The 25,033-nt window shown below is 44.1% G+C and carries 26 protein-coding genes; 17 read left to right on the top strand and 9 right to left on the bottom strand.

Going from position 1 to position 25,033, the window contains the following annotated elements; all coding sequences use genetic code 11:
* The first annotated feature begins 134 nt into the window (after positions 1–134).
* Positions 135–695 (top strand): elongation factor P, encoded by a 561-nt coding sequence (gene efp, locus RHM67_RS13740; protein WP_322227356.1) that lies wholly within the window; start codon positions 135–137, stop codon positions 693–695.
* Positions 696–784: 89 nt separating this feature from the next.
* Here efp and RHM67_RS13735 read toward each other — a convergent pair whose 3' ends face one another.
* A complete protein-coding gene (locus tag RHM67_RS13735) occupies positions 785–961 on the bottom strand; it encodes a hypothetical protein (RefSeq protein ID WP_322227355.1) in 177 nt (58 codons plus the stop codon).
* Between the two features lie 230 nt (positions 962–1,191).
* Between RHM67_RS13735 and RHM67_RS13730 the strand changes: the two genes are divergently transcribed.
* From RHM67_RS13730 to RHM67_RS13705, 6 genes are all read left to right on the top strand, one after another.
* Positions 1,192–2,904 (top strand): DUF6377 domain-containing protein, encoded by a 1,713-nt coding sequence (locus tag RHM67_RS13730; RefSeq protein WP_322227354.1) that lies wholly within the window; start codon positions 1,192–1,194, stop codon positions 2,902–2,904.
* Between the two features lie 306 nt (positions 2,905–3,210).
* Positions 3,211–6,162, top strand: coding sequence for a TonB-dependent receptor (locus tag RHM67_RS13725; RefSeq protein WP_322227353.1), 2,952 nt, complete (start codon positions 3,211–3,213; stop codon positions 6,160–6,162).
* A gap of 6 nt (positions 6,163–6,168) precedes the next feature.
* On the top strand, positions 6,169–7,650 hold the full coding sequence (locus RHM67_RS13720; RefSeq protein WP_322227352.1) for a RagB/SusD family nutrient uptake outer membrane protein: 1,482 nt from the start codon (positions 6,169–6,171) through the stop codon (positions 7,648–7,650).
* 13 nt (positions 7,651–7,663) lie between these two features.
* Positions 7,664–8,737 carry a SusE domain-containing protein gene (locus RHM67_RS13715; protein ID WP_322227351.1) on the top strand — a complete coding sequence of 358 codons (1,074 nt, stop codon included), beginning with the start codon at positions 7,664–7,666 and terminating at the stop codon, positions 8,735–8,737.
* Positions 8,738–8,780: 43 nt separating this feature from the next.
* Entirely contained in the window at positions 8,781–10,163 is a 1,383-nt protein-coding gene (locus RHM67_RS13710) for an alpha-amylase family glycosyl hydrolase (protein ID WP_322227350.1), read from the top strand.
* Positions 10,164–10,297: 134 nt separating this feature from the next.
* Positions 10,298–10,972, top strand: a complete 675-nt coding sequence (locus tag RHM67_RS13705; protein WP_322227349.1) for a GNAT family N-acetyltransferase — start codon at positions 10,298–10,300, stop codon at positions 10,970–10,972.
* On the opposite strand, the gene RHM67_RS13700 is transcribed toward RHM67_RS13705, so the two are convergent.
* Positions 10,973–11,776, bottom strand: coding sequence for an NIPSNAP family protein (locus tag RHM67_RS13700; protein WP_322227348.1), 804 nt, complete (start codon positions 11,774–11,776; stop codon positions 10,973–10,975).
* A gap of 40 nt (positions 11,777–11,816) precedes the next feature.
* Entirely contained in the window at positions 11,817–12,083 is a 267-nt protein-coding gene (locus tag RHM67_RS13695; RefSeq protein WP_322227347.1) for a hypothetical protein, read from the bottom strand.
* A gap of 170 nt (positions 12,084–12,253) precedes the next feature.
* On the opposite strand from RHM67_RS13695, the gene fabF reads away from it, so the two are divergent.
* From fabF to RHM67_RS13660, 7 genes are all read left to right on the top strand, one after another.
* Positions 12,254–13,492, top strand: coding sequence for a beta-ketoacyl-ACP synthase II (fabF, locus tag RHM67_RS13690; RefSeq protein WP_322227346.1), 1,239 nt, complete (start codon positions 12,254–12,256; stop codon positions 13,490–13,492).
* A 24-nt stretch (positions 13,493–13,516) separates the two neighbouring features.
* A complete protein-coding gene (locus tag RHM67_RS13685) occupies positions 13,517–14,098 on the top strand; it encodes a Crp/Fnr family transcriptional regulator (RefSeq protein WP_322227345.1) in 582 nt (193 codons plus the stop codon).
* A gap of 248 nt (positions 14,099–14,346) precedes the next feature.
* Entirely contained in the window at positions 14,347–15,201 is an 855-nt protein-coding gene (locus RHM67_RS13680; protein WP_322227344.1) for a pirin family protein, read from the top strand.
* Between the two features lie 38 nt (positions 15,202–15,239).
* Positions 15,240–16,175, top strand: coding sequence for a ring-cleaving dioxygenase (locus RHM67_RS13675; protein WP_322227343.1), 936 nt, complete (start codon positions 15,240–15,242; stop codon positions 16,173–16,175).
* 3 nt (positions 16,176–16,178) lie between these two features.
* On the top strand, positions 16,179–16,802 hold the full coding sequence (locus tag RHM67_RS13670) for an alpha/beta hydrolase (RefSeq protein ID WP_322227342.1): 624 nt from the start codon (positions 16,179–16,181) through the stop codon (positions 16,800–16,802).
* Positions 16,803–16,863: 61 nt separating this feature from the next.
* Positions 16,864–17,163 (top strand): GNAT family N-acetyltransferase, encoded by a 300-nt coding sequence (locus RHM67_RS13665; RefSeq protein ID WP_322227341.1) that lies wholly within the window; start codon positions 16,864–16,866, stop codon positions 17,161–17,163.
* Positions 17,150–17,503, top strand: a complete 354-nt coding sequence (locus RHM67_RS13660) for a hypothetical protein (RefSeq protein ID WP_322227340.1) — start codon at positions 17,150–17,152, stop codon at positions 17,501–17,503. Before RHM67_RS13665 ends, RHM67_RS13660 begins: the two co-directional genes overlap by 14 nt.
* Here RHM67_RS13660 and RHM67_RS13655 read toward each other — a convergent pair.
* The gene (locus RHM67_RS13655) at positions 17,500–18,642 is read right to left on the bottom strand and encodes a putative sensor domain DACNV-containing protein (protein WP_322227339.1); all 1,143 of its coding nucleotides are present in this window, start codon (positions 18,640–18,642) and stop codon (positions 17,500–17,502) included. The genes RHM67_RS13660 and RHM67_RS13655 overlap by 4 nt on opposite strands.
* Before the next feature lie 217 nt (positions 18,643–18,859).
* On the opposite strand from RHM67_RS13655, the gene RHM67_RS13650 reads away from it, so the two are divergent.
* The 3 genes from RHM67_RS13650 to RHM67_RS13640 all read left to right on the top strand — a co-directional run bounded on the left by RHM67_RS13650 (position 18,860) and on the right by RHM67_RS13640 (position 21,200).
* Positions 18,860–19,711 carry an MBL fold metallo-hydrolase gene (locus RHM67_RS13650; protein WP_322227338.1) on the top strand — a complete coding sequence of 284 codons (852 nt, stop codon included), beginning with the start codon at positions 18,860–18,862 and terminating at the stop codon, positions 19,709–19,711.
* A 242-nt stretch (positions 19,712–19,953) separates the two neighbouring features.
* A complete protein-coding gene (locus RHM67_RS13645) occupies positions 19,954–20,655 on the top strand; it encodes a pseudouridine synthase (protein ID WP_322227337.1) in 702 nt (233 codons plus the stop codon).
* Positions 20,656–20,960: 305 nt separating this feature from the next.
* Positions 20,961–21,200, top strand: a complete 240-nt coding sequence (locus tag RHM67_RS13640; protein WP_252757240.1) for a DUF1456 family protein — start codon at positions 20,961–20,963, stop codon at positions 21,198–21,200.
* A 52-nt stretch (positions 21,201–21,252) separates the two neighbouring features.
* Here the strand turns inward: RHM67_RS13640 and RHM67_RS13635 are convergent, their stop codons facing one another.
* The 5 genes from RHM67_RS13635 to RHM67_RS13615 form a co-directional block, all read right to left on the bottom strand.
* Complete coding sequence (locus tag RHM67_RS13635; protein WP_322227336.1) at positions 21,253–21,816, bottom strand: CAP domain-containing protein; 564 nt, start codon at positions 21,814–21,816, stop codon at positions 21,253–21,255.
* Positions 21,817–21,900: 84 nt separating this feature from the next.
* The gene (locus RHM67_RS13630) at positions 21,901–22,662 is read right to left on the bottom strand and encodes a hypothetical protein (protein WP_322227335.1); all 762 of its coding nucleotides are present in this window, start codon (positions 22,660–22,662) and stop codon (positions 21,901–21,903) included.
* Between the two features lie 231 nt (positions 22,663–22,893).
* On the bottom strand, positions 22,894–23,832 hold the full coding sequence (locus tag RHM67_RS13625) for a phosphatase PAP2 family protein (RefSeq protein WP_322227334.1): 939 nt from the start codon (positions 23,830–23,832) through the stop codon (positions 22,894–22,896).
* Positions 23,825–24,451 (bottom strand): sterol desaturase family protein, encoded by a 627-nt coding sequence (locus RHM67_RS13620; RefSeq protein WP_322227333.1) that lies wholly within the window; start codon positions 24,449–24,451, stop codon positions 23,825–23,827. The genes RHM67_RS13625 and RHM67_RS13620 overlap by 8 nt, the downstream gene beginning before the upstream one ends.
* 5 nt (positions 24,452–24,456) lie before the next feature.
* Entirely contained in the window at positions 24,457–25,005 is a 549-nt protein-coding gene (locus RHM67_RS13615; RefSeq protein WP_322227331.1) for a DUF4833 domain-containing protein, read from the bottom strand.
* Positions 25,006–25,033: the final 28 nt, after the last annotated feature.

The following is a 25,033-nucleotide window of genomic DNA, read 5'->3' as shown; positions in this document are numbered from 1 at the left end:
AACCTGCCTTGAAAAGGGCAGTATCAGTATCCTAAGTATTACTGTAAGTATACAATTAAAAGTGCCGAATTTTTAAGCGTGGTTTATCAGAACTTAATTTATCTTTGGGGCTTAAATTTACAATAGCAATTTACATGGCAAAGGCATCTGAAATTAAAGTAGGAAATATATTACGCTTTAACGGCGAGTTGGTAACTGTTACCGAAGTTTTACACCGCACACCTGGTAAGGGAGGGGCGTTTTACCTGGATAAATTCCGCAATATTAAAACCGGTAAAATTGTTGAAGCCCGTTTAGCAACAGATGAGCAGGTGGAGATTTGCCGCGTAGAAACCAACGATTTTCAATACCTGTACGAAGATGGCGAATCTATGGTGATCATGGATAACGTTACTTACGACCAGCATAACATCCCCAAGGCTTTATTTGGCCCCGCGGTTAAGTTCCTTAAAGAAGGTATGAACGTAATTGTATCTTTTGAAAGCGAAGAGCCTATTATGGCACAAGCCCCTAACTTTGTGGAGTTAGAAATTACCTACAGCGAACCTGCTGTTAAAGGCGATACTTCATCGGGCGCGTTAAAAGCCGCTACTACCGAAAACGGCGTGGAAGTTAAAGTGCCTTTGTTTGTAAACCAGGGCGATAGAATTAAAGTTGATACCCGCACCGGCGAATACGTTGAGCGCGTTAAATAATATCACACCATAATATATTGGAGCCTGGATAACTTATCCGGGCTTTTTTGTGGCTATTTAGTTAACCAGGTATTTATCCATAATCAGTTTCATGAGTGCGCGGTTACCCTTGATAGATGGTTGAAAACTTCCGGATCTATCTTTTTCCTATTCTGAATAAACGCACTCGGGGTAAAGGAGCGGACAGCACCCACCGAAAAGCGTTCGTTCAAATAGCGCACAATGATAGCGAGCAGGCAGGTAAGCTGAACTATAAGGTAGTTCATAAACGAAAATACAATAAAATCACAAAAAAAAGGATGCGTTTTAGCACATCCCCATTTAAATTATTGTTGGTAAAATCAAGCATTTTTATGACATTTTTCCGTCCTGAAAACGACTTTCAAACGCCTTTTTTTCGACGTATATGGTATCGGAATAGATGCGTTTGTTTATGACTAAATTTCATCACATAAATTACTTATTTTGCAGTACCAATTATTGTAAAGTTTAGTGAATGAGAACCGGTGGCCTATATAAATTTATACTGATTTGTTGCAGCGCATTATTTGTGCTGTTGTTGCACGCAGGAAATGTGAAGGCCTCGGATAAAATTGACAGCCTGCAAAAAGTGCTCAATACCATCCTTGATAATAAAAAGCAGAACGACCAGGCGAGGGTAGTGGCGATTGATAAGATCAAACTGGAGCTTAAGTTAAACTACTCGTCGCTAAACGCGAGGTATGGGTATTACCAAAAATTGTTTGATGCCTATAAATCCTTTGTGCACGATTCCGCCTACGTATACAGCAAAAAGCTGAACGTATGTGCCTACCAGCTTAAAGATCAAAACAAGATAAACTACGCCAAGGTTGATATGGGCTTTGTGCTGATATCTGCCGGGATGTTCAAAGAAGGGCTGGATACGTTGAGCAAGGTAAACACCCGCTACTTAAACGATCAGCAGAAATTTCAATACCTGTTCCTGCAGGCCCGCAGCCACTTTGATATTGGCGATTTTGATAAGATAGACGATTATTACTATCACTACAGCGCCATTGGCCTAAAGTATTGCGATTCGATACTGAATACGCACAAACCAAACACTTACGAGTACCTGTCGGCGGCTGGGTTGAAGGCTTTGCGCAGCGCGGACTACAAAGCGGCTTTAGCACCTTACCTGGCTATTATGAAACTGCCGCAAACCTATCAGGACAGCGCGGTTAACTTAAGCTGCCTTAGTTATATTTACTTTTTAAACAAGAATAACGATCTGGGGATGCAGCATTTAATGCAGGCGGCTATTATCGATAACATGCACTCCACCAAAGAATCTGTAGCACTTACAAATTTAGCAACAAGATTGTATGAAAGTGGTGACACAAAAAATGCATTTCTCTACATTCATAATGCTATAAACGACGCTACCTTTTACGGCGCCCGCCATCGCGAAGCACAAATAAGCAGCATATTGCCCATTATAGAGAACGAGAAGATCAACGGGATAGAGAAACAAAAGCGCTCGCTGATGATGTATGCTTCTATTATTACGCTGCTCATTGTAGTGGTCATCATCTTCTCGGTGATCACATCGCGCCAGCTAAAGAAACTGCGCATTGCAGATGAGATCATCGTTAAAAAGAACAACGACCTGAATACGGCCAACGCGTCGCTCACCAAGGTTAATAATACGCTTGATCAAGCCAATCGCTCGCTTACCCATACCAATATTAAGCTGGATGAGGCCAACATGATCAAGGATGAGTACATCGGCAACTTCTTTAACATCCACTCGGATTATATCGAAAAGATCGACCGCCTCAAACGCTCGATAGAAAAGATCGTAAAAGAGAAACGCTACGATGAGGTACAGCTTGTGCTAAACCGCCTCAATACCAATTTTGAGCGCGAGAACTTGTCGCACAGTTTTGATAAGGTGTTCCTCAATATCTTCCCGAATTTTGTGGAGGATTTTAACCTGCTGTTTGATTCCGACCACCAAACCAACCTGTTCGAGGGGCATTTGTTGAACAACGAGCTGCGCATCTTCGCGCTGATAAGGTTAGGGATAGATGAGAACGAAACCATCGCCAAGATCCTCAACTATTCGGTAAACACCATCTACACTTACAAAACCAAAGTAAAGAACCGGTCCTTTGTACCCAATGATGTATTTGAGGATAAAGTGATGGGCATTAAAGCCGTTAAAGATCTTCCGGTAATAATTTAATTTTATGTTTTGTCTACAAGCCCGATGTTATGGGCAGAATTACGCTCCATTTTCTCCCGAAAACTCTGTTGCATAATGTGCTAAATCCCTTTATTTTAGATATTACACTTGTGATTATCTATATCAGCCTCCCTGTTTTTTTTTAATAAATACCTCATTATCAAATAATTGATAGTTATACCGTCTTGGTTTTTTTAATATCAGCTTCTATACATATTGTATACACGCGTAAAGCTCTTTTACTTTGATCCTGTTGCCGCTCTCATAACGGCAGCCCAATTATTAAACCAAATTAAACCGTTTTAAATGAAACACATTTCCTTATTCAAGTACGGCTTGACCGTGCTTTTCCTACTTTGTGCTACGCTAACTTTTGCGCAAAATGCAACCTTTAAAGGTAAAGTGGTTGACGAAAACAACCAACCTTTACCGGGCGCCGTAGTTCGCGTAAAAGGTACCGAGATAGCTACCGCTACAGATGTAAACGGTGCCTTTGAGATCAAAAGTGCGCAGCAAGCTATTGTGGTAAGCATAACCTTTGTTGGTTATGATGTAACCGAAAAAACGATGGTGGCTAACCAGTCACTTACCGTCCAGATGGCGCAAAACTCAAAATCACTGTCAGAAGTGGTGGTTGTGGGTTACGGCACCAGCCGTAAATCAGACATTACCGGTTCGGTATCTAACATTGGTGCTAAGGACCTAAACCCCGGCCCAATTACCAACCCGCTGCAACAGCTGGCAGGTAAAGCGGCAGGTGTTAATATTTCGCAGGTAGGCAGCGAGCCGGGTGTATCGCCAAGTGTGCGCATCCGTGGTATAACGTCGCTGCAGGGCGGTAACGACCCCTTAGTGGTGGTTGATGGCATCCAGGGTAACCTTGATCTGTTAAACCAGGTGCCGCCAAGCGAGATAGCATCGGTAGACATCCTGAAAGACGCGTCTGCGACAGCTATCTACGGTTCACGTGGTGCGCCGGGTGTTATTTTGGTTACCACAAAAAAAGGTATAGCAGGTAAAACCAGTGTAGAAATCACCGAGAATACTTCAATAGACGTGATCGCTAAAAAACTGAAGTTTTTGGATGCCGCGGGTTGGTCAGCGCAAGCTTCTGCACAAGGTGTAGATGCATCTGCAAACCACGGTTCCAATACCGATTGGTACAACATCCTTACCAAAAACGGTATTACGCAAAACCATACGCTGGCATTTGGCGGCGGCGCTAATGATTTCAACTACCGCGCATCGGTAACCGCTATAGATCAAACTGGTATCGTTATCAATTCGGGCTATAAAAAATACATAGGCCGTATCATAGCAACCCAAAAAGCTTTAGATAACAGGCTTACCCTTACCATGAACCTGAACAGTGGCATCAACAAAACCACTTACAGCCCAACAGGGGTAGGTAACGTTGCCTTCAACTCCAACCTGATAAGCCAGGCGTACGTAGCAAGGCCTACCGACCCGGTATTAAATGCCGACGGTACTTTTTACCGCGACCCCAACGTGTTCCAGTACACCAACCCATACGCGGTGGCTACTACAATCAAAAACGATAACAACATTAACAATCTTTTTGGCAGCTTAAACGCTAACCTCGATATCTATAAAGGGTTATCGGCAGGGTGGTTTGGCAGCTGGAGAAAGGTTGACGAAAATTCGGGCTACTACGCACCGGTTTCATCAACCATCCAATCAGCTATTGATTTTAAAGGTGTTGCTAACGTGAACAACAAGCATACCGATGAGAAACTGATGGACATTAACCTGAGCTACAAGCACGATTTTGGTTTGCACCATATTGATGCTACAGCCGTTTACGAGTGGCAGGCCCAAACCTACAATGGCAATTTTGCCCAGGCCAAAGGTTTTATTAATGATATTGCTACCTACAACGCATTGCAATTAGGCGATATTTCAAGAGCTACCGTTGGCGATATTTCATCATACAAAAATGAGAGAAGGCTGGTATCGTTCTTAGGCAGGTTCAATTATTCGTACAACAATAAATACTTGTTAACCGCAAGTTTCAGGCGCGATGGTTCAACCGTGTTTGGTGTGAATAACAAATGGGCCAACTTCCCATCGGCATCATTGGCATGGCGTATAGATCAGGAAGATTTCATGAAAAACCAAAGCATCTTTAGCTCATTAAAGCTACGTGGCGGTTATGGTGTTACAGGTAACCAGCAAGGTATTACGCCTTACAACTCTATCCCGTTAGTGGGCCAGGCAGGTTCGGTTTATTTTGGTGGTGCCATTATCCCTAACTATGCGGCAACACAAAACTCAAACCCAAATTTAAAGTGGGAAACGGTTAAGCAAACCAACTTAGGTTTAGATTTTTCGCTGTTTAACGACAGGCTTTACGGTAGTGTTGATGCCTATTCATCAAATACAGACAACCTTTTATTTAACTACACCGTGCCACTTGTTGGGCCGTTTTTAACAGGTAATATACTTGCAAACGTGGGTAGTTTAAAAAGGCAGGGTTTAGAGTTTGCTTTAAGCTACGCCGTTATCCGGAACAGCAAAATGACCTTGACCCTTGCAGGTAACGGGTCTATCATGAAGAATAAGGTAACAAGCCTTGGCGGTAACATCCAGGGTTACGATATCCCTACCAACTATGTATCATGGGGTGCAAATGCATACCTGATCCAGGGCAAGCCAATTGGCACTTACCTGATCTTGCAGCACGATGGCAAGAATGCCAACAATGCCGAAACTGTGGTAGATCAAAACAAGGATGGCAAGTTTGATACCAGCGTGCAAAGCGCGGATAGGATAGAAGAAGGCCAATCGTTACCTAAATATAACTACGCGTTTACACCAAGCTTTAGCTACAAAAACTTTGATGTATCTATGGTATGGCGTGGTTCCGGCGGTAACAAGATCTATAATGCTATCAGGCAAAAATTTAGCCTGTTAGAAAACCTGGGTAAATCAAACCTGCTGCAAAGTGCTGTCCCGTTGGGAATTGCCTCTACAGAGTACGGGTCTGACCTTTGGTTAGAGAATGGTTCTTATTTAAGATGGGAAAACCTGTCGTTTGGATACAAGATAAATGTTAAGGCCAAATACATCAGCGCGTTCCGTGTATCGTTAACCGGCCAAAACCTGGCATTAATTACAGGCTACAGCGGTTTAGATCCTGAACTGGATGCAAGCGGCGGCAGCTCATCAGGTGTAGATAACGGGATCTACCCGCGTACCCGTACCTTCTCTGTAGGTTTAAATGTTGTTTTAAAATAACCAATCATGAAAAAAATATTACTAATTACCGCAATTGTTGGCCTGGTTACCCAAAGTTGTACCAAGGTTAACGAAAACGTTTACGATAAATACGGTACCAACGAGTTTTATGCTTCGCCGGCAGGTGCCAATGTTGCTTTGGCCAACGTTTATAGCAAAGTAACCGGCAGCTGGGGAAGCAACTACGCAGGCCGCGATAATTGCTGGTACGATCTGAACTCGTACTCGAGCGACGAGCAGGTGATACCTCACCGTAACACCGGCGACTGGCAGCTTGATTTTGCGCAGCTTTACACCCGTACTGCCCAAACAAATCTCAGTATTATCAATAACACCTGGAACTGGATCTACTCATCTGTTTACAGCGCTAACCTTGCAATTGCCCAGCTTACCGCGGCAAAGGCCGACCCGGCAAAAATTGCCGAAGCAAAGGTGATAAGGGCATGGTTGTATTATTTGGCTATAGATGATTTTGGCGATGTGCCATTCTATACCGATAACAATACCGATGTATCTAAGATACCACAGGCTAAACGCGCCGAGGTTTTCAAATTTATTGAGACAGAATTAAAGGAAAATGTAGACCAATTATCTGAAACCCGCGGCACGCAGTACTATGGCCGTTTTAACAAATGGGCAGGTTATATGGTGTTGGCAAAGCTTTACCTAAATGCGGAGGTTTATACCGGTACACCGCGTTGGGCCGATGCACTTGCCGCGGCTAATAAAGTAGCAACAGGTGGCTTTACCTTACATAGCGGCGCGTTAAACGCAAGTAGCCCGCTTGGCTCGCAGTACTATGAGTTATTTGGCGACGTTTGCCCTAACGACGAAACCATCCTGGCTTTGTTTATAACCGAAAATGTTATCAGTGGTAATATAATAGGCATCCGCAGTTTAAACAGTGCCAATGGTAAAGCCCTCATCGGTTATTCGGGCTGGAACGGTACGGTTATCCCATCAGAGTTTTACGATAAGTTTGATGATAAGGACGTTCGTAAAAAGCAATTCCTTGTTGGTGCCCAAGCGGGTAGCGTTACCTACACCAGAGATGTATCATCACTGATCGACCCGGGTGCTGCACCAGATGAAGGTATCAGGGATGTTAAATTCTTCCCTGCCGCACCTGTTGATGCCAGTGGCGCTTCAAACGATTTCCCGGTGTACAGGTATGCCGATGTATTGCTGATGCAGGCAGAGTGTAACGTACGCTTAGGCAACCCCGGTGCTGCTGCACCTTTCATTAACCAGATAAGGACAAGGGCAGGTTTAGGCGCAATCGCCGGCCCAACGCTTAACAATATTTATGATGAGCGCGGCTTTGAGCTGAACATGGAAGGCCATCGCAGGCAGGACATGATCAGGTTTGGTAAATTTACTTTAGCGCATGGTTTTGTACCAACATCACCAGCCTACAAGCAAATATTCCCGATACCTACGGGCGCGCTTGATGCCAACCCTACATTAAAACAAAATCCCGGTTATTAATCAATTAATAGACATGAAAAAATTAATATACCTTTCAATTGTACTTTTTGCAGGCTTGGCGGCTTGTAAAAAGGAGGCGGAGATAACCAAGATGACAACCGTGTCATTTGTTTCGGAGCCAACCGTGTCTAAAAGCGCGGTAACCCTTGCTAAGTCTAACGATACATCATCCGTTGTAACGTTTGCATGGCCGGCGGTTAAGTACCCGGTTAAGGCATCGGTAACTTATACCTTACAAATAGATGTTCCTGCAGATACTGTGGGCAACAACGCCTGGGCAAACGCCAAAACGGTTGTGGTAGGTAAGGATGTGCTAAGCAAATCTTACTTAGGTAAAGATCTGAACACCATGGCGCTCAACCTGGGTTTAACACCCGGTGCGCAAGGTGCGCTGGTAGTAAGGATCCAATCTTACCAGGATCAGTACGCTTACACCAGGGCGCTTACTTTAAAGGTAACACCTTACCAGCCAGTTGCGGTATACCCGTTATTGTATATCCCCGGCAACTACCAGGGATGGAACCCGGGCGAAGCACCAACCGCGGCAGCGTTAAAACCCAAAATTTACGAGGCGTACATTTATATGCCTGCTACGGATAACTATTACTACAAATTTACCACCGCGCAGGATTGGAGCCATATTAACTATGGTGACGGCGGCAACGGTGCAGTTACCGGAGATGGTTTAGCAGGTGGTTTGGTAGCGCCTGGGCCCGGCTACATGCAGTTATCCATCAACCTCAATACCAATACCTGGTTGGCAGTGAAAACCACCTGGTCAATATTGGGCGATGCCTCACCGGGGGGATGGGATACCGATACCCAGCTTGCTTACGACCCTGCAAAAAAAGTATGGAGCGTAACCTGCGACATGAAAAAGTCGGGTTCGTTCAAATTCCGCGCTAATAACGAGTGGAAAATTGATTTTGGTATTGACGCAGATGGTAAACTTACTTATGCTGATAGCCCTGTTTATGGGAATGTATCGGGCATCAATAACATCACCGTACCGTCTGATGGTAATTACACCCTTACGCTTGATCTGCACGATCCGTCAAACTACAATTACACTATAAAGAAAAATTAATTCATGGGGCGGTGCCTGCCATCGCCCTATTTAATTTGATATCATGAAATTCAAACCAACACTAATGAAACTGCTGCTTTTATCGCTCGTAACCATTTTTAGTTTTTGTAAAAAGGATAGCAATAACAACGTTAAAACTGATCCGGCTTACGCGCAGTACGGTACGCCATTTGCCGGTGTGCCCGCCACAACCGATGCCGCAATTTACCAGGTAAACCTGCGTGCATTCAGCCAAAATCACGATTTTAAAAGCATAACCGCCAAGCTTGATAACATCAAAGCCCTTGGTATAAACGTAGTTTACCTGATGCCAATTTACCCGGTAGGGGTAGTAAAGTCTGCAGGTGGCTTAGGCTCGCCTTACTCAGTTAAGGACTACAAGGCTGTAAATACCGAATTTGGCACACTGGATGACCTGCGTGCTTTAGTTGATGCCGCGCACGCGAAGGGTATGGCCGTAATGCTCGATTGGGTTGCAAACCATACCTCTTGGGATAACGCCTGGACAGCTAACAAAAGCTGGTACAAGCAGGATGCGAACGGTAACTTTATCCCTCCCACAGGCACCAATTGGTCGGACGTAATTGCGCTCGATTATACCAATAAAGATATGCGTGCCGCGATGATAGACGCCATGAAATACTGGGTTTACAACGCCAATATCGATGGTTACCGTTGCGATGCCGCCGATTTTGTACCGCTTGATTTTTGGAAAGAAGCCAATGATGCCATGAAAAGCATCACCACCCACAAGCTACTGATGCTTGCAGAAGGTACCCGCGCCGATCATTTTAAGGCCGGTTTCCAAATGGTTTATGGGATGGGTTATTACTCAGACCTGAAGAATAAAGTTTTTGATGCAGCCAGCTCATTAAGTGTTTTGCAAAACACTAACACTGCCGAATATGCCTCGGCATTGCCGGGTTCGCAGGTGGTTAGGTACACTACCAACCACGATGTTTACCTGAGCGATGGCAGCCCTGTAAATATTTATGGCGGCAAAACAGGCTCAATGGCAGCATTCCTGGTAACGGCTTATATGAAAGGTGTACCGATGATCTACAACGGACAGGAAGTAGGCACCACACAAAAGATAGATTTCTTTTATAATACACCTATCGACTGGACAACCAACCCGGATATGACGGCCGAGTACAAGAGCATCCTAAACTTCCGCGCCGGCAGTGAAGCCGTTAAAACCGGCGACCTGACCGTTTACAGCAGCGATAATGTGGCCGCGTTCACAAAATCGAACGATAAACAAAAGGTTTTGGTGATAGCTAACATCCGTGGCAACAACGCCACTTATACCGTGCCTCCCGCATTGGCAGGCGCAGGCTGGAAAAACGCTTTCACAAATGCTGAGGTAACTTTAGGCAGTAGCCTATACCTGCAGCCTTACCAGCACATGGTATTAGTGCAATAAAAATTATTTATTAATTTTTATATTTGATTTAAGCCCGCGGTTGAGATGACGCGGGCTTTTTTATTGTCGAAGAATTATCTGCATATGATGTTTATTTTGTCATTAACTTTTAAGTTTGCGCGTTAAACCTATATATGCAGCACGTACTCGATAACCCCATCTATAATGCCCTTGTAACCGGTAGCAAACATCTTGATGTTGGCGACAGCGATGCTACTTATTTCCAAAGGGATGTTGCGCCGTTTGCGGGTTTAGCGGGTGTTACCGAAGATAATTTTGCTGCTTTACGCGACATGGTGCCTGATAATGGGCCTTACGTTTTCTTTAGTACGGATGAAATTAAATTCCCCGAACAATGGCAGGTTGTTAAGACTTTTGAAATGAAGCAAATGGTTTACGATGGGCCAGTCCCGGCACACCAATCGGCACAAAATATTACTGATCTGGGCGAGGGGCATATCCCCGAAATGCTTGCCTTAACCGAGCTTACCGCACCCGGCCCGTTCCTGCAGCGCACTATAGAATTTGGCGAATACACCGGTATTTTTGCCGAGGGCAAATTGGTAGCCATGGCAGGCCAACGCATGCAGCCACTGCCGTATGTAGAGATCAGCGCAGTTTGCACCCATCCCGATCACCTGGGTAAAGGTTATGCGGGCATCTTATTGAACGAGCAGATCAAACGTATTATGGCAGCAGGGAAGACCCCCTTTCTGCATGTACTGGCCGATAACCCGGCTATTAGGGTTTACCAACGTGTGGGGTTTAAAAACCGAACAGATATTTTGGGATATGTGTGTAATATTTGATCAGATCCCCGAATATGCCGTTGGCACCAACATGGTTGATGTTATTTTAGATACCAGCAAAGCATCGGCATAACCCGGTACTACGCTTATCTTTTTCCATTGTGCGTCATCCACAAAACTTTTCCAGTGGGCGGCTTTGTTCTCCATATCCTTAAAAGTAACCATGTAGGTTAGGTTCGGCCTGTCGTTACCAATAATGGTTTCACCGAAGAATACCGGCTTAAAGCCAAGGCGTTTAAAAATATCAATTTCGCCCTGGTCGTTAAACATCTCTATCTTTTTTTTACCGGCAGCTTCGCTCGCGCTTTTATACTGGCGAAGTTCAAAGATGCGCTGGTCGCGCGGAGGGAGTTGTTTTGAAGGCATGTGCTTAAACGCCTTCATCATCGAAGTTTCCAGGTGCTCAAATGCCGGGTTATCCGCCGGGGCGTTCAGGTAGGCTGCGCCGCGTGTCCAGTAATCCTTATTATCTTCTAAAAAATAATACAGGCCTTCTGCATGCACATAAGTGTTAAAAGGGATCAATACATAAAGTTTTGTTTGCCCCGCGGGATTTAATTCCGTAAAAACACCTACGGTTTCGTATCGTTGCTGTTTAATAAGCGGCACAAAAACATCCTTGTAAAAATCTTCGGTAATTTTTTGCTGGCGCTCGTCTTTAAAAGTGTAAACCCTTAGTTCGTAGTGTTCTACATAGGGGATCTTATCTTTTAAAGGTTTGGATTGTGCCATGGTTGCTATAGGTGCAATAGCGGCGGCGGCGCCACTTATTAATGATCCTTTTACGAACGAGCGTCTTTGCATTTTATTTAGGGATTGGTAGGCCTAATATAAGGATATTATCTTATTCAAAATTCTCGTCGTCTTCATCCTCTGGTTCGGGCACGTAGTTGGTAATTGCCTGGCCAATGGCATCAACTTCGGGGTCGTTATCAAACATGGGGGTATCGGTTTCCGGGTTTAGTTTTAGCCAAACATTATCGGTGTCCTTTTCTATTTTGCCAAACTCGGTTCCGGCCTTAAATATGGTGTAAACGTTATCTTCTTCGGGGAAAACAGCGTAAACAACTCCGCTTACCAATACATCAAATGGTTCTTGTAACTCTTGCATAGTATATAATAAAGGGCGCAATTTACCATTTTTACAAATACCGCTTTAAAAGATAGAGAAAAGTTTACCCATTGATTGCTTATTTAAGCGCATATTCATTTACATTTGCGCCCACAATTGCAGCGGCCCGGGTATTAAAACTTTGGCCGATTTTTAGCAGTATAATAAGCATGAAAAGAGTTGTTATTACGGGCCTTGGTGTAGTATCGCCTGCGGGGAACGATATTAAAAGTTTTTGGACAAACATTGTAGCAGGCCGTAGTAACGCTGCTAAAATAACCCGTTTCGACGCGAGCGGTTTTAAAACCCATTTTGCCGCCGAGATAAAAGATTTTACAATGCTTGATCACCTCGATCGTAATGAGATAAAACGTAACGATCTTTACACCCAATATGCCTTGGTTGCTGCCAAAGAAGCTATTGAAGATTCGGGTTTTGAGCTGGATAAGATGTCGCCGTTTGATGTGGGCGTTATTATGGGTTCGGCACAGGGAGGGTTCGAGACTTTTGAACAACAGGTGCGTGATTATGCCGCTAACGGCTTTCAACCGCATTTTAACCCCTTCTTTATCCCTAAAACTTTGGTGAACATGGCTTCGGGCCTTATTTCTATCAAGTACGGTTACATGGGGATCAACTTCTCTGCCGTATCGGCTTGTGCATCTGCTAATACTGCCATAATGGATGCCCTTAACTACATCCGTTGGGGTAAAGCAAAAATTATTATAACCGGTGGTGCCGATGCGCCTATCAGCGAAGCATCTATTGGTGGTTATAACGCTTTAAAAGCTTTATCAAACCGTAACGATTCGCCGGAGACCGCTTCCCGCCCGTTTGATGTAGATCGGGATGGCTTTTTGATGGGCGAGGGTGCCGGTGTTTTGGTATTTGAAGAATACGAACACGCCGTAGCCCGTGGCGCAAAAATTTATGCCGAGGTTGCCGGTGCTGCAATGACATCTGATGCGTACCACATTACTGCTACCCACCCTGAAGGTAAAGGCGCTATCCAGGGGATGAAATATGCCCTGCATGATGCCGGTTTAAACGCTGATCAAGTGGATTATGTGAACGCACACGCTACCTCGACCCCGGTTGGCGACCTAAGCGAATCCAAAGCGATAAGCGCGGTGTTTGGGGGTAACAACAACCTTGCAGTAAGCGCGACAAAATCTATGACGGGCCACCTGTTGGGTGCTGCCGGTGCGATAGAATCCATCATTGCTATAAAAGCGATCACAGATGGTATTATCCCGCCGACAATTAATACGCAAACCATCGACCCTGAGGTTCCTTCTAATTTGCATATTGTAATAAAAGAAGCTATCAACAAAAAAGTTGATGTGGCTTTAAGTAATACGTTTGGCTTTGGCGGCCACAACGGTATAGCACTGTTTAAAAAGGTATAAGCTATTTTTAATATATTTATGCCGATGGATAACAGCCTTTTGCTTAGCAGTATTGCCAAATACGTAACGCTCGATGAGCAGGAAGAGCAGATGCTGTTATCCATCCTCCACTATAAAAAAGCCAAACGCAAACAGTTTGTGCTGGAAGAAGGCGACATCAGCTCCAAAATAATTTTTGTTACCAACGGATGCCTGCGCAGTTACGCGGTTGATAAGAATGGCACCGAACATGTACTGCAATTTGCCCCCGCCGGTTGGTGGATCACCGATATGCGCAGCTACATCACCTCCGAGCCTGCCCGCCTCAATATTGACGCTATTGACGATAGCGAATACATTTTCATTAACAAGAACGATTTTGAGGAACTGAACCTTAAAGTACCCAAGTTTGAACGCTTTAACCGCATTATTGGGCAAAACGCTATTGCCACCTATCAGCACAGGCAAATAGACAACGCCATCTTCGCGGCGATGGAGCGTTATGCTAATTTTTGTCAGCTTTACCCATCGCTTATCAAAACCCTTCCCCAAAAACAGGTGGCATCATATATTGGTGTTACTCCTGAGTTTTTAAGTAAAATGCTGAATACGCAGATAGTGAAATAGGTTGCGAGGAGGGAGCGGGAGCGAATAGTAGCCTCTGTGCCTATGATCGCCAGTCAATTTAGGATCATATAATAAAATGAAAATTGAACGCTCCTCACACCCCACACCTCGCTCCAATAACAAACCTGCTCATCCTCTTAATCTACATTAAGTTTTCTTCTTAACATGCCATAAGTATTGGCGTTAACCTATATTATTGGGCTGCGTGCGTGTGCAGGCTATCTTTGTTATATCAAATCGAAAGAGATATGAAAAAGAAGATCCAACACATACTTGCAGGGCGCGAAAAGCAAATAACCAAAGAAGTAAGTGTAAGGCAGCCATTGCCACACATGGATTTCAGGTTTGCTAATCCGTTCATAGTGCTACATCATATGGGGCCAAAGCAAATTACCCCGGGGCAGGAGTCGAGGATCCACCCGCATCCGCACCGTGGGTTTGCACCGGTTACCTTTCAGCTGCAAGGCGAAGGTTACCATAAGGATAGCGCAGGCCACAATGGCATTATCAACGCAGGCAATGTACAATGGATGTTTGCAGGCAAAGGCGTTCTGCACAGCGAAGGCCCCACGGCCAAACTGTTGAAAAATGGCGGCACACAGGAACTGATCCAATTATGGATCAATGTACCCAAAGCCAATAAATGGGATGAGCCAACCTATCAATCGGCTACCAAAACGCAGCAGCCAAATGTGTTGCAGCAGGAGGGTGTAAACCTGAGATTGGCAAGCGGTACGTATGACGGCCAAACAGGCCCGATAAAAAGTATTACACCGGTGGTGTCTGTTGTTGGCGAGATAGCGAAAGGCAAAAAGGTACAAATGATGGCAACCCCGGGTTACTGGACATTGCTTTACATAGCCAAAGGCAGCGTAAATGTAAACCAGGAAACGGTAGGCCAGTACAATTTGGTGGTGTTTGAAAAGGATAACGAAGAGATCATCCTCACCGCCGAAGAAGATACGCAGATCCTGTTCCTGAGCGCCGAGCCCATTGATGAGCCGGTTGCTGCTAAAGACAATTTTGTAATGAACACCGCCGAAGAAACCAACCAAGCCATTGAGGACTACAAGAACGGTTTATTCGGCACACTTGAATTTTAAAAAGAAACTTAAACATTAAATATAAAACACACACGATCATGGAAAATACAATCAACGGCATCCACCACATCACAGCAATAGCAGGGAATGCCAAACGCAATTACGATTTTTATACCAAAGTATTGGGCCAGCTCATGGTTAAAAAAACCGTGAACTTTGACGACCCCGAAACCTACCACTTATACTACGGTGATAAACAAGGTACGCCCGGCACTATCCTTACTTTCTTCCCCTGGGAAGGTGTACAAACAGGCAGGAGAGGCGCAAGGCAGGCAACTGAAATTGGTTACTCCGTACCCGAAGGCAGCTTTGATTTTTGGTTAAAACGCTTCGAAAAACATAACGTAACCTATAACAAAGTAGCCGAAAAATTTGGCGAACAGTACCTTACCTTCTTAGACCCCGATGGTTTAAAACTGGAATTGATATCCTCAAAATTTTTAGACACCCGTTTGCCGTGGGAAACCGACGAGATCAAGGCTGATAACGCTACTAAAGGGTTCCATAACGTAACCATCACTACCAACAAAATGCAGCCAACAGCTGATATTTTAACCAATGTATTTGGCTACAAATTATTAGAACAACACGTAAACCGTTACCGTTTTGTAACCGATGCGGTCGAGGGTGCTAATATAGTCGACCTGGTAGAAGTGCAGGGCGAAGTTGCCGGGCATGTTGCAGGTGGCTCTGTTCACCATGTAGCGTTCAGGGTTAAAAATGAGGAAGTATTGATGCAGTACCGTGATAAGATTGCCGCTTTAGGGTTGAATATCACTGATAAGATAGACCGTAACTACTTCTACTCACTATACTTCCGCGAACCGGGAGGAGTATTGTTTGAGATAGCGACCGATAACCCGGGCTTTAGCGCTGACGAATCTGTTGAAGAGTTAGGCCAAAATCTAAAATTGCCTGAACAACACGAACGTTTACGCAGCCATTTAGAAAAATCGTTACCAAAATTAGACTAAGTAATGTACACACACAGCAAACAAATAAGCATTGGCGGCGCACCCGCCGCCAATGCAAAAGCAGCCCTCATTATGTTACATGGCAGGGGCGCTTCTGCTTTAGATATCATGCGGCTTGCCGGCGAGTTTAATGCTAAGGATATCGCCATTTACGCGCCGCAGGCAACCAATAATAGTTGGTACCCCTACAGTTTTTTAGCGCCTGTAGAGGAAAATGAACCGGCTTTAAGCTCTGCACTTTCTATAATAGATGAAGTAGTAGAACAGGCTTTGGCCGATGGCTTTACTGCCGATGAAATTTACTTTGCAGGGTTTTCACAAGGGGCGTGTTTAACGCTGGAATATATTACCCGCAACGCCAAACAATACGGCGGCGCGGTAGCTTTTACAGGTGGGTTAATTGGTGAGGAGTTAAATATCGCCAATTACAAAGGAGATTTTGCATGCACACCTGTATTGATCACCACCGGGGATCCCGACCCGCATGTGCCGGTAAGCAGGGTGCAGGAAAGCGTGGAAGTGTTGAAAGGCATGAATGCGAACGTGACCTTGAAAATATATAAAGGCCGCCAGCATACCATAAGTTTTGACGAGATTGCATTAGCAAACCAACTTGTATTTAAATGAAGAAACTGATCGATTATTTACTGGCGCTATGGACATCGCGCCAGTTTAAAAAAGTAAGAAAATGAATTACGAGGATATCGGGATCACTAATAACGAAGCCATCCACAACTTTGAGTTTGTGGTAGGCGGGCACCGCTCGTTCATTGATTATAAAACAAAGGGCGACAAGATCTACCTGGTACATACCGAAGTACCTGCCGAGCTGGAACGTTGTGGTATTGCTGGAGTAATGGTTGAAAAGGCTTTTAAATACATCGAAGAAAAGGATTTAAAGCTTGTGCCGCTGTGTAGTTATGTACAATCGTATTTAAAACGCCATCCCGAATGGGATAGAATTTTAGCCCTGCATGGAAAAATTTAAATTAACCCGCGTATACGCCGATGCAGATGGCGAAAGCCGTTTTGATGAATTGGAATACCCATTAACTGATGCCGGGGCGATAGGCCATTTATCCGATAATGTAGCGGTTAAGCAAGTCCAATTTAGAAAAGTGCCGGCGGGATATAACGATCTGCATAACGCCCCGCAAAAGCAATACGTAGTTTTGTTGGATGGTGGTGTGCAGATAGAAACTTCTACGGGTGAGAAAAGGTTATTTCAGCAAGGCGAAATACTGTTAATGGAAGATACTACAGGCAAAGGCCACCGCAGCAGTAACCTGGAGCAAAAGGAGCGGAGCTCGCTTTTTATCATCTTTTAAAGCAGCAGCACATCTATGCGGTGTGCATGCACCATATTCAATTCTACCGACCAGGCGAAAACTGTAAACTGCCCGTCTTGAGATGCTACCAGCGCCACTGCATCATGCTGATCGCTTACAAACTGGGCGGCTGCCAAATGGCGGCTGCCACCACTTTGGGCAGGGTGCATTTTAACGGCTTTGCCATCAGCAATAGGCTCTGTCATAATAATTTGCCCTACAGGTTCGCTACGTTCAGACCGCGCGGCCTTTGCGCCAAAGGCCAGCAGATCATATTTATCTGTAATAATGGTTGCGCCATCCACAGCGGTAAAACCGCCTATCAGGTCAATAGCTTCCAGTAACGATTCCTGCCACTCCAGTTTTTTGCGCTCCTGTTCGGTTAATGCCATTAACTCATCTATAGATCCGTATGCGGGTATTACCGGGTATTTAACGGGTTGTACGATAGATTCCTTCCACTTGCTTGTGCCTGCAGGTACCATTAATACCAACCCACCACGTTTATGCTGGCGCATAGATGCTGCCAGTTGTACCAACACGTTAAACGATTCGCCCATATAAGATGGCAGCGGCATATTGGCAAGCGATTTAAGCAACTGCGGGCAATCGGCTACGCCCATGGTGGCTTCATCTAAAACTTTTATCTGGTCGCCTTGTAAAACTGCTACGTTAACAAACTTACCAAAGCCATCAACACGGCGGTGTTTGATCACTAACAGTCCCGGTTCTATCACTTCCAGTACAAAACAAATAGCAGGCACACTGTGCGTGGTTCCCCAAATAAACAGGTCGTCGCCATCAGGCCAAACACCCAGGTGGATGCCCGGCTGTTCAACAGCTGGTGCAAGTTTGATGAGGTTTTGTGTGGTGAGTCTTAATTTCTCGCCAAAAATTAATGGCTTGTCGGATTGTGAGGGCTGTAATAATGCCAACGAAATATTTGGTGAACGCCCTTCCTCGCGCCTCATGCTGGCCCAAAACGCGGTATCAATAACTACTTCAATGATGTGTTCATCGGGTGCTGTAGCCACGTTACTATCGGGGATATTTTGCGCCTCCGACTGGTGCTTCTTAAAATGCGCCTCAATTTCGGGGGCAACTATACGGGCCGGGAGGTAGGTGGGTTCAGATAGCATCGGTATAAACGTTTTTCAATACAATAATAGTTAATATCCGCGGGCATTAGTGTTAATGTTGTGTATGTAAAAATTGTTTGGGGATAGTGTGACAAATGAGATTGTCAGTCTGAGCCTGTCAAAGACTTTTACGGTTTGCTAATGGTTTGACAGGCTCACCATGACAATTCTGACTGTTGAAAATTAACCGCGCTAAAGCTTTTAGTATTTGCCTAAAATGGTTTACTTTGTAATTATGCCGGTGTTTATAGCGTCATTGAATTCGGGGAGTAACGGCAATTGCTATTACGTTGGTAACGAGCACGAAGCGGTGCTGGTTGATGCCGGCATATCCTGCCGCGAAACAGAAAAGCGAATGCTGCGCCTCGGGCTTTCCATGCAAAAGGTGAAAGCCATCTTTATTTCACACGAACATTCTGACCACATTAAGGGCCTTGCCGTACTGGCTAAGAAATACCGCCTGCCCGTTTATGTTACCGATGGCACCGTTCATCATTGCGGTGATGTGCCTAAAGAACTTTGCATCAGCTTAAGATCTTACGAGTCGGTGAGGATAGGTAGCCTTGAGGTAATGCCGTTCCCAAAACACCACGATGCTGTGGAACCACATAGCTTTATGATCAGTGATGGCGATACCCGCATTGGTGTATTTACAGATATTGGCGCGCCCTGCGAGCACCTGATCCGCCATTTTGCGCAATGCCATGCCGTTTTCCTGGAAGCAAATTACGACGAGGACATGATGGAACAGGGTAGGTATCCGTTCTTTTTAAAACGCCGCATCTGCGGCGGCAAAGGCCACTTATCCAATAAACAGGCGCTGGATATGTTCATCGATCATAAACCCAATTACTTGAGCCATGTTTTGCTGGCGCATTTATCAAAAGATAATAACTGCCCCGACCTTGCCCTTAAAATGTTTACCGAGCATGCCGGCGATACGCACGTTTGTGTTGCTTCGCGATACGAGGAAAGCCCTGTTTTTGTGATAGACCCACAGCCGCTTGCACCGGGCGAAAGCAATGTACTCAACCAAATTACCGGGCAGTTTCAATTTGCAATAGGTTAATAAAACAGGGTGTCTCACTAAATATTACACAACGTGGGACTAAAGTACAAATATTTAATAATCAATACATTACAAAAGGCTATTTTGCAATTTTAGTTGAAAAAATACTTATCAAAAATAAGCTAACTAATTTAAAATAAGTTATTTATATATTTTATGAGGGGTGTCCCACTTGTTTCTAAATGGGACGGAGTGAGACACCCATCAACACCGCCTTTAAAAGACCTTTTTTCGCCCTCCATATGCTCGAGATACTTCATCAGGACGACCATTTAATAGCCATTAACAAACCGCACGGACTGTTAGTTCACCGCTCATCCATCGCCGCCGATGCCGAGGAATTTGCCCTGCAATTACTGCGTGACCAGATAGGGAAAAAAGTAAACCCCGCGCACCGTATAGACAGGAAGACAGGAGGGGTATTGCTCTTTGCGTTTGATAAGCCTACCGAGATAGCCATGCAGCAGGCCTTTATGGAGAACCGGGTGAAAAAGAAATACCTGGCCGTTTTGCGTGGTTACACGCCCGATGCCGAAGAGATAGACTACCCGCTGCGTAAAGAGAACGGCAACTTACAGGAAGCGTTAACTAAATATGTAACCCTGCAACGGGCGGAGTTGGATGTGCCTTTTGGCAGCCATCCAACATCAAGGTATTCGTTAATTGAAGCATCGCCTGAAACAGGAAGGATGCACCAGTTACGTAAACACTTCGCCCATATATTTCACCCCATTATTGGCGACCGTACGCATGGTTGTAACAAGCAGAATAAATTTTTTAAAGAAACCTGGGAAATGGAAACCATGCTGCTGCACGCGTCGCAATTAACATTCATGCATCCGGTTACGGGGGCGGAAATAACTATTAATGCACCATTGCATGACGAGTTTAAGCGGGTAATGGAGTTGATGGGCTGGGCGGAGTTATCCCCGGCTATTAAATAACTTTAAAATTCTTTTGGCTAAAGCCATCTAAGCTTAATTTATAAACCGTTGGCTGAAGCCAACGGCAATGATAAATGTTGAAATTTTAGTTTTAATTCATTGTCCCACTTATGGGGTGGATAAAAAACCGACATTTTATTAGGCTAAAGCGATTGAGCTTATTTGTAGTCCGTTGGCTTTAGCAAACGGCAATGATTTTGAAGAGACTTTAATTTGAAAATTCATTGCCGGCCATTTATGGGGCGGATAGCGAAACAAGCACGTGGCTTTAGCCCAAAATGCTAACAATAACTTATATTTGCAGTATGAGCAATAACGATATCATGAAAAAGCTTCGTGTGGCCCTTCAGCTGCGCGATGACCAGATCGTCGAGATACTAAAACTGGCCAATTTTCGTACCACAAAGACGGAGTTGAGCGCTATCTTCCGTAACGAAGATCATCCAAACTTTCAGCCCTGTAAAGACCAGTTGTTGCGTAATTTCCTGAATGGTTTAGTATTGCACCTGCGCGGCCCTAAAGTAGAGAAGCCCACAGAGTCTTAAGTCTATAGTAGGTAGTATTAAGTATTCTGAGTATAGACTTAATACTTCAAACTTAGTACTTCTGTATCAACCGGTACTTGCCGCTTTTAATCAGTTTTTGCTGTTCTTCGCTAAAGGCCTCGCGGCCGCCAAAATCCTGCACCCAGTATTTGTTATTCTCGGCAACGCCAACTTCTTTATAGCCGGGGTTCATTAAGTTTTTACAATGGCCTTCGCTTTTAAACCACCCGGCCATCACTTCTGGTATGTTGGTTTGCCCAAAGGCTATATTCTCGCCAATGGCAAAACTTTTCCATCCTTTAAATACATAGCCGGCGGTAACAATGCGGGTATTCATGGTGCGGCCATCTTTGCTTTCGTGGCTAAAATAGTTTTGTTTGGCCATATCTTTCGCGTGGCCTTTGGCTGCCTCTTCCAGATCGTTGTTCCAAACCATTGGTGGGGCAGGCGGGTACCATTTACTGCCGCATTTACAGCCTTTACCACGCGTTTCGTTTATCAGGTCTAAAAATTCTTGCTTGAATGAGGTATAATCATTAGCCTGGTTTAGAAAAATAAACGAGCTAAATGCAAGGATCGAAAGGGAAAGTGTTGCGCCGAAAATGTATTTCTTCATATTGCCAATTATGACACTATTAACGTGTTATGGTTTAAATTATATATAAACCAAAGCAATAATTTTTGTGAAGATAAGAGGGTATTATAACGAGGCCAGTTTACCAACAGCTATCGCCTTTGCAGGTTTTTTAGTGGTAACAAGTACCTTTTTCTTTTTAATTACCACAGGTTTTGAAGGTGAATTATCAAAACTTATAAGAACAGGTTTATCCGCGTCGCGTGCGGCCTGTGCGGTAAGTTCGGTAGCGCGTTTTTCGGCGGCATCTCCTTTTTCGTAGTCTTTTAAACGATTGTAAAGATAAGCGTAATTCTGTTGAACAACGGCTTCCAAAGCGGGCATGTTGATAGACCATCTTAAGGCCTCATTCAAATCGCGCATGGCCATTTTGTATTCTTTGAGTTCCATTTTAATGGCTGATAGTTTTACCAGGGAGCTAATGATATTCGGGATATCTTTTACCTGGCGCGAGATCTTGTTTGATTGCAGGGTGAACCATTTGGCTTCGCTGAATTTGCGTTGTGCCAAATACACTCGTGCAAGGTCATCAAAGCTGGCGCGGATGCCTGTAGTATCTTCGTAATAGCTATAGTTATGCAGGGCCAATAAAGTATAGTGGATAGCTTCTGTTTGGTAGTAAGCTTTTAAATTACGGTTGGGCTGCTTGTCGAATTTCAAATATTCGGACGCGATCTGGGTGTAGATCACACCTTTAAGTGTATCGTTGGTGGTAAGCTGCAGTTTTTGTTTAAGGCTGTCAATGTTGTTTTTGTCAACGTCATCGGCATGCGCGGCAAATGTAGTAGCGGCTAATATAAATGTGAAAAGTATAAAAAGTTTTTTCATCTGCTTAAGATCTCAAAATGTGAGATGTTATACCATGTTCAAATTTAATGCCCGTTATTGCCATTATTTAACGGCGGGGCGGGCAAGGTACAATAAACTACCCTAATTTTACAATTAGTTTGATTTATAGCTACTTATGGGTTAATAAATAGATATCAACAGTAATAAAATTTATTAACAGTTAAATAGTGGGAGTACATAAAAGTGTACAGTATCAGCAAATTGATATAGTTACTGTATTAAGCTTTCGTACTTGTCCAGGAAAGTGTTAAACCTGGCCGATCTTGATCTTACCAAATTGAAGATCAATATACCTAATGTGGCGCAAGCAATCCCCGCAAGTACATCAAGCACGTAGTGGTGGCTAGCGTACACGGCGGTAAACCATATGCCAAGCATCACAATACCAAAAAACCAATTGATGAGCCCCAGGCGGTTCTTAATGCCATAATAAACCACTATAACCGGGTAGGACGAGTGCAGCGACGGCATAGCAGCGAATACATTGGAGCCTTTAGCGTAGATCGATTTAAACAAGTTTACATGAAATAGCTTATCAAACCTGGCCAAACCGGCAGTGTTGCCTCGTGTAAGCGGGTGAAAATTAAAGCCATGGAACTGGATATACCATGGTGGTGCGGCGGGGTATAAATAGTAAACGATAAAGCCCAGCATGTTCACCAGCACAAATGTTAGCGAAAAGTAAAGGAACTGGCGTTTGTTCTTAAAAAACAAGTAAGCTGCAAAAGCCAGCGGCACGGGTATCCAGCACAGGTAAAACAGTCCGGCCATGGTATCTAAAAAATCGGTACCCTGCATGCGCAGGTATTCATTAGGGGTTAGGGATTTTCCGTGATAAGTGATGCCGAAAACATATTTTTCGGCATCATATAAACCGCCTACGGCCACATCATTATAGTTATAATTAGGGAATGCCTTCATATAATCAAAAATGATCCAGTAAACGATAAAGATGGTAAAACCCAGTATAAACTTGCGGGTAATTACCGATGCATAAAACAAAACGTTAAATATGCCAAGCAAAACAAGTTGATCTGTTTTAAAGCCAACTAAAAAATACGATAAGATAAGGTACGCAATGGATACGCCGGTAACAATGCTTATACTTTTCGCATTGATCCGGATAGCATCGCCAGCAGCATTAGCCATTCTGCTTTTTAATGAAATCTGAACTGAATATCTTATCCCACAGGGGTGAGCTTACGCCGTAACCTTTGGTAGGGTCCTGGTAATGGTGAAGCATGTGGTGTTGCTTAATGCGTTTCCAAAAGTTGCCTTTAAAGTTAAAGTGATGTATGGCATAGTGCGATATATCATAAAACAGGTAACCTAAAATAAAGCCCGGGAAAAACCCCAAAATATAGTTGGCAGGCAAAAAGGCGTTAAACAAAAGGTAAAAACCGGTAGCCAAGGGGATACTTGCCGATGGTGGCATCACTAAGCGTTTCGCATCGCTGGGGTAATCGTGGTGTACACCGTGGAATATAAAGTGCAAACGCAAAGCCCACGGTTGTTTTGGCACAAAGTGGAACACAAAGCGGTGCATAATGTATTCGGTAAGTGTCCAAACAAACAGGCCGCCTATAAATAACCAAATGTAGTTAACCACACCGATATTTCTATCGTAAGCCAAATAACTGGTTACTAAAATAACCGGTAAAAAAATTATAACAGGCACAAAGTAGTGCACTTTTGATAAGCTTTCTAAAAAACTGCTTTTAAACATCCTCACAGATTCCTGCGAGTTCGATACAAAATTCTTTGCCATAGTAATCAGGGTTTAAAACGTTGGGTAACCTCTTTTCCTGTAACGGGGTCTGTACCTTTCATTTCTACAAAAATAACATTTGGTGCCCAAAAAGTGCCACCCTCTATCTTTATAAAAAGATTTTGGAGTAACATTTGTTTTTTGGATACAATTGCGAAGATATGATATTTTCCGTCGGCAGCCTTCATTAAAGTAAGCGGAAATTGATTGTATGACATAATTCTGATATCATACTTATCGTTGCCCAAGGCTTTAGAAGTTACACCATACGCAAATTTACGCTGTAAATAAGTTAATTCCGATGGTTCGCCATGGCCCTCTGCATATCTTAACCAATATACATGTATGGGCGAGTCTTCATCGGGTTTGCCTGTAGCTTTATCTATGATAATATCGTACGATAGCGCGTTGATATTTTGCGAACGCTGCAGGTAAAATAAACGTTGAGGATTTGGCGGCGGGGTAGGGTAAGCACGTTCTTTATCGTCTGTGCGTTTTGTAGTATCTGTTTGGTATACTTTGCCGTGTTTAGCAGCGGCGTGAAACACAGCCATTGCAAACACTAAAAAAAATACAGCAAAA

It is taken from the genome of Mucilaginibacter sp. 5C4, from assembly GCF_034345625.1.
Classification (GTDB): domain Bacteria; phylum Bacteroidota; class Bacteroidia; order Sphingobacteriales; family Sphingobacteriaceae; genus Mucilaginibacter; species Mucilaginibacter aurantiaciroseus.
The sequence above is the reverse complement of the archived record's forward strand: the minus strand, read 5'-3'. Positions and strand labels throughout refer to the sequence as shown.